The following is a 7,351-nucleotide window of genomic DNA, read 5'->3' as shown; positions in this document are numbered from 1 at the left end:
CCGCGGAAAGCGAAGCGCCTGGAACGAAAATCAACAGCCTTGTTTAACAGAGCTATTCGGATAAAAATTTACTATATTTTCAATAAAATGGTTGTAATTTTAAGGTAATTATTTTATTATTTAGTTAAATAACTAAATATCTAAACTAAGCATTATATAAGGAGGCTTCATACTTTGAATGAGGCATTCAAAGCTCTATCAGACCCAACAAGAAGGAAGATTCTTGACCTTTTAAAGGAAAGAGATATGACAGCAGGAGAAATTGCCGATCATTTTAATATTTCAAAACCAAGCATTTCCCAGCATTTGAAATTGCTTAAGCACGCAGGGCTGATCCATGATGAAAAGCAGGGTCAGTTTATCATTTATTCTCTAAATATTACGGTTTTTCAGGAGTTAATCAGTTGGGCATTCAGTTTTACCGATAAAAAGGGGGATCAATAATATGAGAAAGCATTTTTTACCTTTAACGTTGATTGGTTTGCTGATCCTGGCATGGATCATCGCCTACCCTAAGCTCCCGGACCAGGTTCCAATCCATTGGAATCTAAATGGTGAAGCAGATGGTTTTGCTGCTAGAATGAACGCAATGTTTTCCACTCTCGGGATCATGGTGCTGGTTTATGTCTCAATGGCTTTTCTGCCAAAAGTAGACCCGCGTAAATCAAATTACCAATACTTTTCGAAGAGTTATAACATCATGATGAATGTACTTCTCGGTGTCTTTTTTATTATCAATCTATTTGTCATTTTAAATGCAGTGGGTTATGATGTGCCAATCGCAACCATGGGCCCACTTGTCGTCGGCATTATCTTTATGGTCTTAGGGAATTACATGCCCCAGGTTAGGTCCAACTTTTTCATAGGCATCCGTAATCCCTGGACATTGAGCAGTGATGAAGTCTGGAAAAAGACACACAGAGCTGCCTCAAAAATTTTCTTTTTCGGTGGTCTCATAATGATCGCTACCACTTTTGCACCTGCCTTTTGGAAGGAAGCCGTCTTTATCGCAGTTATAGCTATTACCATAATCACTCCCTACCTGTATTCATATTTTCTTTACAGAAAAGGTTGAACAATCCGGTCCTGAAAAAAGGGCCGGTTTTTTTATCTTTCAATTCAAAAAATTACCCAAACAAGGTATGATAAAAGATATAAAAATTCGATGACCGAAATAATTTAAGGTTTTTTCTACTGGAGGGCTTTACTTCATGAATGTTTTTTCATTTATAAAACCATACCGCATTCCTATTGTCGCAGCACTTAGTTTAATGCTCGTAGAGTTAACGGTCGAGCTATGGCAGCCGTTGCTGATGGCGAAAATTATTGATGAAGGAATCGTTGAGAAGGATTTGGACACGATTATTAAATACGGAGGGGGCATGCTCGGTCTTTCACTGCTGGCTTTTGCCTCGGGCATTACAAATTCATTTATCGCAGCTCATGCTGGCCAGAGCTTTGGATTTGATTTGAGGGAGAAGCTCTTTGGCAAGGTCCAGTCTTTTTCTTTCACAAATTTCAGCCGTTTTCCAGCATCTTCTTTAATCACGAGAATAACGAACGATGTCACACAGCTGCAAAATACAGTATTCATGAGCCTGCGGATTGCAATGCGTGCCCCGCTTATGGTTATTGGCGGAATTGTCATGGCTATGCTTGTCAATGTAAAATTAGCTCTCGCTTTTGCTGTCATTATGCCGCCGCTGTTAGTTTTTCTCATCTGGATTATGATAAAGGCAGGTGGATTATTTAAACATGTACAGAAGCGCCTTGATAAGGTGAATAGTGTCATGAGAGAAAACCTTGTTGGTATGAGGCTGATAAAGGCTTTCGACAGAGGTGACTATGAGGGCACCAGGTTTGAAATGGCAAACAATAATCTCAGGGACAAAACGGTTTTTGCGCTAAGAGTAACAGAAGCCACGATTCCGATCCTGCTGCTTTTCATGAATATGAGTATCATAGCGGTGCTTTGGTTCGGAAAAATAGAGGTACAGAACGGAACCGTATCTGTAGGTGAGATAGTCGCAATCGTGAACTACGCCGCCAGAATTACAACTGCCTTTTCGATGTTCTCTTGGATCATCATGGTTTTATCTCGTTCAAAAGCATCTGCTGAGCGTGTTGAGGAAGTGTTGAATGAAGAAATTGATTTACAGGACAGTGCTGATAGCCGCGTTGAAAATGAAATTACAAATGGGAAAATTGAATTTAGAAATGTGTCGTTCCAGTTTCCAAATACGAATATACCTATCTTGCAAAATCTAACGTTTTCTATTGAATCAGGTGAAACTGTGGCAGTGCTAGGTGCCACAGGAGCTGGGAAAACTGCAATGTTCCAGCTTATTCCTCGCCTGTACGATGTAACGGAGGGAGAAGTCAGGATTGATGGAAAAAATATAAAAGAATTGAAGCTTAAGAGCCTCAGGGAGCAAATCGGTTATGTGCCGCAGGAAGCGCTATTGTTCACTGGCTCGATTAAGGAAAACCTTGCATGGGGAAAAGAGGATGCTACACAAGATGAAATGGCCGAGGCTGCAAGCAATGCCCAAATTCATGAAACGATCGAAAAGCTTCCTAATAAGTACGAAACACTTTTAGGGCAAAAGGGAGTAAATCTATCTGGCGGACAGAAGCAACGTTTGTCAATTGCCAGGGCACTGATCAAAAACCCAAAGATCCTGCTCCTGGATGACAGCACAAGTGCACTCGATCTAAAAACAGAAGCGAAGCTGCTAGACGCTATCAGTAAATATAAATGTACGACAATTGTTATCACTCAGAAGATCAGCACGGCTAAAGAGGCGGATAAAATCCTGCTGCTTGAAGACGGCACCTTAACCGCAGCTGGAGACCACGACTATTTGCTTAAGCATTCCCAGCTTTATCGGGCAATTTACGAATCCCAATTCGGGGAGGTGAAGGCAGAGTGTTAAAAAAGCAATCAAGTAATGTGAAAGAAGAAGCAGGACAGCAATCAAGAGGTCTTGGCTCCACCGTTAAAAGGATCTGGTCATATCTTGCAGATCACCGAAGCTTAATTATGCTGGTGCTTCTGATGGTGCTCGCAAGCTCTGGCCTTGGCCTCCTTGGACCATTTCTGATTGGCTGGGGCATTGATGAATACCTGGCAAAAGAAACAACCGATGGGTTCATCTGGCTGTTATTTGGACTCGCTGCTGTATATGTATTGCATTCTCTGAGCTTGTGGCTGCAAAGCTACTGGATGATTGGAATTGCACAGAAGACTGTCTATACAATGAGAAGGCAGCTTTTTAGACATTTTCATAAACTGCCGATAGACTTTTTCAATAAACGGCAGCATGGCGAGCTAATGAGCAGGGTCACAAACGATATAGAAAACGTTAGCTCCACGCTCAATTCATCTGTAATCCAGATTTTCTCTAGTTTGCTTACATTAGTCGGAACTCTTGTGGTCATGATCTGGCTGAGCCCGCTCTTAACGATTGTTACAATGGTAATTGTACCTGTCATGTTCTGGGGTATGAAATGGATTACGAATCGGACTGGCAAGCTTTATAAAGAGCAGCAGCGCAGGCTCGGTGAAATGAACGGCTACATTGAAGAAACGATTTCCGGCCAAAAGATCATTAAATCCTTTTCGCAGGAAAATAAGGTTATTGAAGAATTCAGGATAAAAAATAAGGAATTAAAGCAATCAGGATATTGGGCACAAACGTTTACTGGGTTCATTCCTAAATTGATGAATATGCTGAATAACCTGAGTTTTACACTCGTGGCCGCCGTCGGAGGCTACTTTGCCTTGAAAGATATGGTTTCGATCGGAACCATTGTCATTTTCACTGAATACGCAAGGCAGTTTACAAGGCCGCTGAATGATTTGTCTAACCAATTCAATACCTTGCTGTCAGCAGTAGCTGGCGCTGACAGGGTGTTTGATATCCTTGATACAGATGAGGAAGCAATCGATGAGAACGCAGCAGCTGATCTTCCAGAAATAAAAGGAAAAGTGGAATTCAAACAGGTAAGCTTCTCTTATGAAAAGGGTGGCGATACTGTTTCCAACTTATCTTTCAAGGCAAAGCCGGGGGACAGCATTGCATTAGTGGGACCAACAGGGGCAGGGAAGTCCACAATCATAAATTTAATTTCTCGCTTTTACGAGCCAGATAGTGGTGCAATTTTCATCGATGGTCACGACAGTAAAAAAATAAAACGCGAAAGCCTTCGTCAGCAAATGGCTTTTGTCCTCCAGGATTCATTTCTTTTTCAAGGAAGTATAAGGGAAAATATACGATACGGGAGATTGGACGCCAGCGACGAAGAAGTTGAAAAGGCGGCCAAGGCAGCAAATGCACACTCTTTTATAAAAAGGCTGCCAAATGGATATGATACTGAATTAAAGCAGGACGATGCAGGGATCAGCCAGGGTCAGAAACAGCTGCTATCAATCGCAAGAGCGATCCTTGCTGATCCATCCATCTTAATTTTGGATGAGGCAACGAGCAGCATCGATACAATCACCGAGCTGAAAATCCAGGAAGCACTCCAGCATTTGATGAGGGGAAGGACTACCTTCATCATTGCCCACAGATTGAATACAATCAAGAACGCAGACCAAATTATTGTAATTGAAAGTGGGCACATCATAGAAAAAGGCAGCCATAAGGAACTGCTTGGACAAAAAGGTTTTTATCATGGCTTATTTACAAGCCAGTTGGAAAAGAAATCATTAATAAACTTATAAAGAAGGAGCCTTGGGGTTCCTTTTTTAATAGGTTCTTTTCGATCATCCATGCGAAATCATTGGCATAAAATGCGACAAATTTCCCGGGGAATAGAGGATTAGTGAAAAGTTTGTCGTATTTTTATTTAAAACACCCTCTTCGAATGGAGAAGATAAGATGCTTGCTGAGAAACTGCTGCTTGAATTATTGATTATTCTCATGCCGATTTTTATTAATAGCATTCTTTCTGATAATAAAAATCCGGGACAATCTCCTTATTTGTACGGTATTCTTCAAAGTATTTCTATATTTCTGTGCCTGGTGTTTTCATATGAAGAAGGCGGACTTTATTGGGATTTACGGTATGTTCCATTAGTGCTTGGCTTTTTATATGGAGGTCATTTCGCCGGCGGTATGGTGTTGGTAACTTTTCTGATCACAAGGACATTTTTAGGTGGGGATCTACTGCTTGGGTATGCAAGTGGCTTCTTCGCAGCAATAGTCCCTGTGATGTTCATGAAAAAGTTTTGGAAGCATGAAGCAAAGACGAGAATAAGGACAGCGGTGTTTGTTGGATTCTGGCCTGCGTTTGCGATGCTCTCAATACTGGTTATACATGTTTTTACCAATGGTGCTCCCGTAAATACAAATAAGTTGATGATGAATGTCGCTATTTTCGGTGCGATTCAAGTTTTCGCTGTTTGGATTTCAGCCATACTGGATGAATCTATAATCGAAAAAAATTTAATGAGAAAAGAAATATTGCGGGCTGAAAAGCTGAATACCCTTGGCGAACTTGCTGCATCGATCGCCCATGAAATTCGCAATCCGCTTACGGTCGTTAAGGGATTTCTACAGATGATGCATAAACAAGAAAAAGGAGATAATTATTATTATCTCAGCCTCGTGCTGACGGAACTCGGACGTGCAGAAGCCATCATCAATGATTACCTAAATTTTGCCAAGCCTCAATTTGAAAAACTAGAAGATGCCGAGCTGGCGAAAATCATAACAGAGGTGTCGCTTCTCCTTGAAGCCTTTGCAGCAAAGGAGAATGTCCAAATCAATGTGAAACTTGAATGGGAAGTGTTTGTGAAGACAGACCGGAATCAGCTAAAGCAGGCACTTGTAAATATTATAAAAAATGCAATTGAAGCAACAGAAGAAGGTGGGGAAGTATCGATCAATCAGAGAACGATCGGGGATGAATCATACATAACGATTACGGATAATGGAAAAGGAATGGACAGTGAGCAGATTGCCAGACTGGGAACCTTATTTTACACAACGAAAGATAAAGGAACAGGGCTTGGAACTTCAGTGTCTATTAAAATCATTGAAGCGATGGGCGGGATTATCTCATATAAAAGTGAGTTAGGGGAAGGAACTGAAGTCACGATAGTATTGCCTTCGTTCAATAACACACTCTCTAATAATGAAAATGATTTAAATAACACTATTTAAAAACAGCCTATTGGGTTTTGATCCAAATAGGCTGTTTTATGTAATAGAAAAAGCGAACCGGGTCTGGTTCGCTTTCGAGTAACTTGCTACTCCACAAGATGTATATTATTCGTCAATTATAAACTGTGCCGCGGTACAAAATTCCACTTGACCATTTTTAAACCTAAACGACGCAAGCCCTACCTCTCTTGCATCCTAACGGCTCCGAAGCCGATCCAGTGTGAATAAGTTGATACCTAAAAATAAAAGCAGAACGCCATTAATTGTTTACATTGTTAATCGATGTGTCTCAAGTTACTTCTTTATTGGCGAAGCTTATTTATTATATATCATTTTCCAGCTGCTGTCAACTGTGATTTCTGTCATAAAATTGGCAGCATTGACATGTCTATTTTTTATTTAAGTTTTGCTGAGCCATTCTTACGAGCTCCCGAACCATATTTCCGCCAAGTTTGCCGCCGATTTTCCCAGCCTCGCGGGTAGTAAGGCTCCCGTTATACCCTTTGTTTAAAGGGACACCAACCTCTTTAGCCGTTTCAAATTTGGCATTCTCCGGTTCCATTGTGCCGGCTACCTGGGCTTTTAATTGATCCAAAGCCTGTCTTGCTTCCGGTACAAGAATCTTATTTCTTCTTGCCATGTTGTAATCCCTCCAAGTGAATCGTTTTCTTTTTAGGCTTATTATGTGTAATTTTGGATATTATTTATTCACAATTTAATTGGAAAAAGGAGATTCAATAGTAACTGTGTGAAAAGGAAGGGAAAGTATATTCCTGAAATTTTTATCCTCAAACTTATCAACAGCCTAAAGTGCGCAATTTTGAGTACTCCACAGGGTTATACACATTATCCACAAAAAATCACTTGAAATAAAAAACAGGCCGCCAAGTATTGAAAAATATTGCTAATCACAAAATTACTCACATTATGCACAGTCTTGTGGATAATTTGTCGGAACGGTGAAGGGATACAAATAATTAAATTGAACAATTAGTGAACTCAATTGTTTGAAATGGTCAAGAGGAGTATATTTAACTTATAGGAAAGTTAGTGAAGTTATTCACATAAATCCTCCTTCCTAACTGATGAAACATTCCCCCTCTCCATTAAAATCAAAAGCAGGATCCTAAATGGATCCTGCTTTTGTATCTTTTTTGACAAGAAAGCATAAAATTCAC

General features: G+C 40.4%; 6 protein-coding genes. 5 read left to right on the top strand and 1 reads right to left on the bottom strand.

Translation table 11 applies throughout. The features are described from left to right. The first annotated feature begins 174 nt into the window (after positions 1-174). From V7654_RS10785 to V7654_RS10765, 5 genes are all read left to right on the top strand, one after another. Positions 175-444 (top strand): autorepressor SdpR family transcription factor, encoded by a 270-nt coding sequence (locus V7654_RS10785; protein ID WP_335430339.1) that lies wholly within the window; start codon positions 175-177, stop codon positions 442-444. A 1-nt stretch (position 445) separates the two neighbouring features. Further along, positions 446-1,075 carry an SdpI family protein gene (locus V7654_RS10780; RefSeq protein WP_335430338.1) on the top strand — a complete coding sequence of 210 codons (630 nt, stop codon included), beginning with the start codon at positions 446-448 and terminating at the stop codon, positions 1,073-1,075. A 136-nt stretch (positions 1,076-1,211) separates the two neighbouring features. Continuing rightward, positions 1,212-2,936: an ABC transporter ATP-binding protein gene (locus tag V7654_RS10775; protein WP_335430337.1), complete on the top strand. Its 1,725-nt coding sequence runs from the start codon at positions 1,212-1,214 to the stop codon at positions 2,934-2,936. Next, positions 2,930-4,729: an ABC transporter ATP-binding protein gene (locus V7654_RS10770; RefSeq protein ID WP_438825284.1), complete on the top strand. Its 1,800-nt coding sequence runs from the start codon at positions 2,930-2,932 to the stop codon at positions 4,727-4,729. Before V7654_RS10775 ends, V7654_RS10770 begins: the two co-directional genes overlap by 7 nt. 157 nt (positions 4,730-4,886) lie before the next feature. Next, positions 4,887-6,173 (top strand): ATP-binding protein, encoded by a 1,287-nt coding sequence (locus V7654_RS10765; RefSeq protein WP_335430336.1) that lies wholly within the window; start codon positions 4,887-4,889, stop codon positions 6,171-6,173. A 388-nt stretch (positions 6,174-6,561) separates the two neighbouring features. Here V7654_RS10765 and V7654_RS10760 read toward each other — a convergent pair whose 3' ends face one another. Further along, positions 6,562-6,813, bottom strand: coding sequence for an alpha/beta-type small acid-soluble spore protein (locus tag V7654_RS10760; protein ID WP_335430335.1), 252 nt, complete (start codon positions 6,811-6,813; stop codon positions 6,562-6,564). Positions 6,814-7,351: the final 538 nt, after the last annotated feature.

It is taken from the genome of Bacillus sp. JJ1609 (assembly GCF_036967045.1).
Taxonomy (GTDB): Bacteria; Bacillota; Bacilli; order Bacillales; family Cytobacillaceae; genus Mesobacillus.
This window is presented reverse-complemented; position numbering and strand designations above follow the sequence as displayed.

Coding starts and splice junctions, on each gene's coding strand:
- V7654_RS10780 (WP_335430338.1), top strand. CDS start 446: ATGAGAAAGCATTTTTTACCTTTAACGTTGATTGGTTTGCTGATCCTG.
- V7654_RS10775 (WP_335430337.1), top strand. CDS start 1,212: ATGAATGTTTTTTCATTTATAAAACCATACCGCATTCCTATTGTCGCA.
- V7654_RS10765 (WP_335430336.1), top strand. CDS start 4,887: ATGCTTGCTGAGAAACTGCTGCTTGAATTATTGATTATTCTCATGCCG.
- V7654_RS10760 (WP_335430335.1), bottom strand. CDS start 6,813: ATGGCAAGAAGAAATAAGATTCTTGTACCGGAAGCAAGACAGGCTTTG.